At 53.1% G+C, this 2,258-nt stretch carries 2 protein-coding genes; one reads left to right on the top strand and one right to left on the bottom strand.

From position 1 onward, the window contains the following. Positions 1-172 precede the first annotated feature (172 nt). Entirely contained in the window at positions 173-307 is a 135-nt protein-coding gene (locus tag WM40_RS32205; protein WP_269083120.1) for a hypothetical protein, read from the top strand. A 139-nt stretch (positions 308-446) separates the two neighbouring features. Here the strand turns inward: WM40_RS32205 and WM40_RS26480 are convergent, their stop codons facing one another. Further along, entirely contained in the window at positions 447-2,081 is a 1,635-nt protein-coding gene (locus tag WM40_RS26480; RefSeq protein ID WP_046154554.1) for a methyl-accepting chemotaxis protein, read from the bottom strand. Positions 2,082-2,258: the final 177 nt, after the last annotated feature.

Consider the following 2,258-nt stretch of genomic DNA (forward strand, 5'->3'; position numbering starts at 1 on the left):
GTAAACGCCATGCGCTGTATCAGCGTGCTCGAGAACTGAATCCGGCGCGATGGTCCGGTAAGCTACGCAACTGGCAACCGATTGGCTGTGTCTGGCTTAACCCGCAAACACATCATCAAACGCAACATGTGCAAGAAGTGGTAGATGCCGCATAACTCACGTTCCAACTACCTTGACAGTCACCGAAGCGGGCACGCCACTAGACATCGTGCAGGAAAACCTTGGCCATGTCTCGCCAGCGACGACCTCCATCTATGTCACAACGGAATTGGATCGCCGCATTCGGGCGCTCGAGGAGGCGTTTTGATTGCGAAGGCACACCACGAAACCGACTAGGCGAACCTTTTAACTGGTTTTTTTCCGCTTTGCTGAAGCGCTCACTACGAGACTCTCAACGATCTTGCCTATTTGCAACAAAGTCTACTACAAGTCGTTTCGAGGCAAGGTCAGTGGGCCGCCAACGGCATAAGTCCTTGCATTCCTGGTGACTGATATCGCGCTGAAGAGACCTTGGAATCGGCATTGACACGAAAGATCGCCACCGAATCACGCAACGCTTGCGCTTGATCTGCCATGGCGCGAGCCGCAGCCGTCGCCTGCTCGACCAGGGCGGCATTTTGCTGTGTCACTTCGTCCATCTGACTTACTGCAACGTTCACCTGTTCGATCCCGATAGTTTGCTCGTTGGAGGCCGAGGCGATCTCTCCCATTATGTCGGTTACCCGTTTGACCGAGCGCACGACTTCACTCATTGTCTGTCCTGCATTTTGTACCAGTGCCTCGCCGGCAGTCACATGCTTTACCGATGTGCCTATCAGTTCAGTGATTTCTTTTGCCGCAGCCGCACTACGTTGCGCTAGCGTGCGCACTTCGCCCGCTACCACGGCGAATCCACGACCTTGCTCTCCAGCTCGTGCGGCCTCTACCGCTGCATTCAGTGCGAGGATATTGGTCTGAAATGCAATGCCCTCTATCACGGTGATGATTTCGGCGACTTTCGAGGAGCTCGTGGCGATGTCCTGCATCGTGGTAACGACGCTCCCCACGACCTCTCCCCCTGTCGCAGCTGTCTCAGAAGCAGTATTAGCCAGCGTGCTGCCTTGGCGTGCATTCTCTGTATTCTGACGAACCGTCGCTGTAATTTGTTCCATGCTGGCCGCGGTCTCTTCTAACGAGGCGGCCTGTTCCTCGGTGCGTTGCGACAGGTCTACGTTGCCTTGTGAAATTTCTCCCGCAGCAACTGAAATAGACTCCGCAGAGGTCTTGATGCCAGAGACAATCTCGCTCAAATTGGTCCGCATCGTTTCAAGCGATGCCATTAGGCTTGTGTTGTCATCGGCGGCAACGTGAACTTTTTGGGTCAAATTGCCCTCCGCGATCTGCCGTGCCATATTCTGCGCCACAGTCGGCTCACCACCCAACTGCTTCAGAATACTGCGAGTAATGAAAACGGCTAGGAATGCACCCAATAAAAGTGAAAGCCCGACGATCGACCACGCAGCGACTTGGATAGCGTGGTAGGTACTATTTGCTTCTTCGGTGGCTTGTGCGTTTAACTGATCTTCGAAATCAGCGAGCTCATTTAGGCGTAACAACCAGGCAGCCTGTTTTGGCCGTGCTTCTTGAAGCAATACCTTTATTGCTTCTTCGGGCTTATTTGCCATGCCTAAGGCAATGGCCTTATCCATCAAGGGTACGGTAGCGGCGTTGTCTAACTTAAGTTGGGCATAAAGCGCTCGTTCGCGCTCTGTCGTGCCCGCTTCTGTTGAGAACATCTTGCCCAGAGCGTCGTCGGCGTCCGCATAAATTTTCTTTTGCTTCTCTACGCGCCTTGACTCTTGCGCCAGTGCGGCCGGGTCGGTCAGCAGTGCAATGTTGCGAATCGCGATTGCGCGATCCGCAACGGAGGCTTTCATATCCTTGACATACTTCGATTCCAAGTTGTTGACACGCGCTATACCATCAAGCCTAGTGTGAAGCAGGGACATGCCGTAGAAGCCTACCAAGGCGATCATGAGCAACAGAAATAGAACGCTTCCAAAACCAATTGCCAGGCGGGTCGATACTTTTGAGTTGTTCATCGCATTTTTATAGAAAAGTTAGTGAGATAACACGACGCACCGGGGGAAGCGCTATTTACGGTTGCGCAGTGAGCAACTCAAATAGGTTGGTGTGCGGGGTTTTTTCGGAGTACAAGCCCAGTGCGGAAATGATGGTCAAGAGTTGAAGAACGAGCTCAGAGAAAAAAGCAAGGCGGG

The organism is Robbsia andropogonis, from assembly GCF_000970345.1.
Taxonomy (GTDB): Bacteria; Pseudomonadota; Gammaproteobacteria; order Burkholderiales; family Burkholderiaceae; genus Robbsia; species Robbsia andropogonis.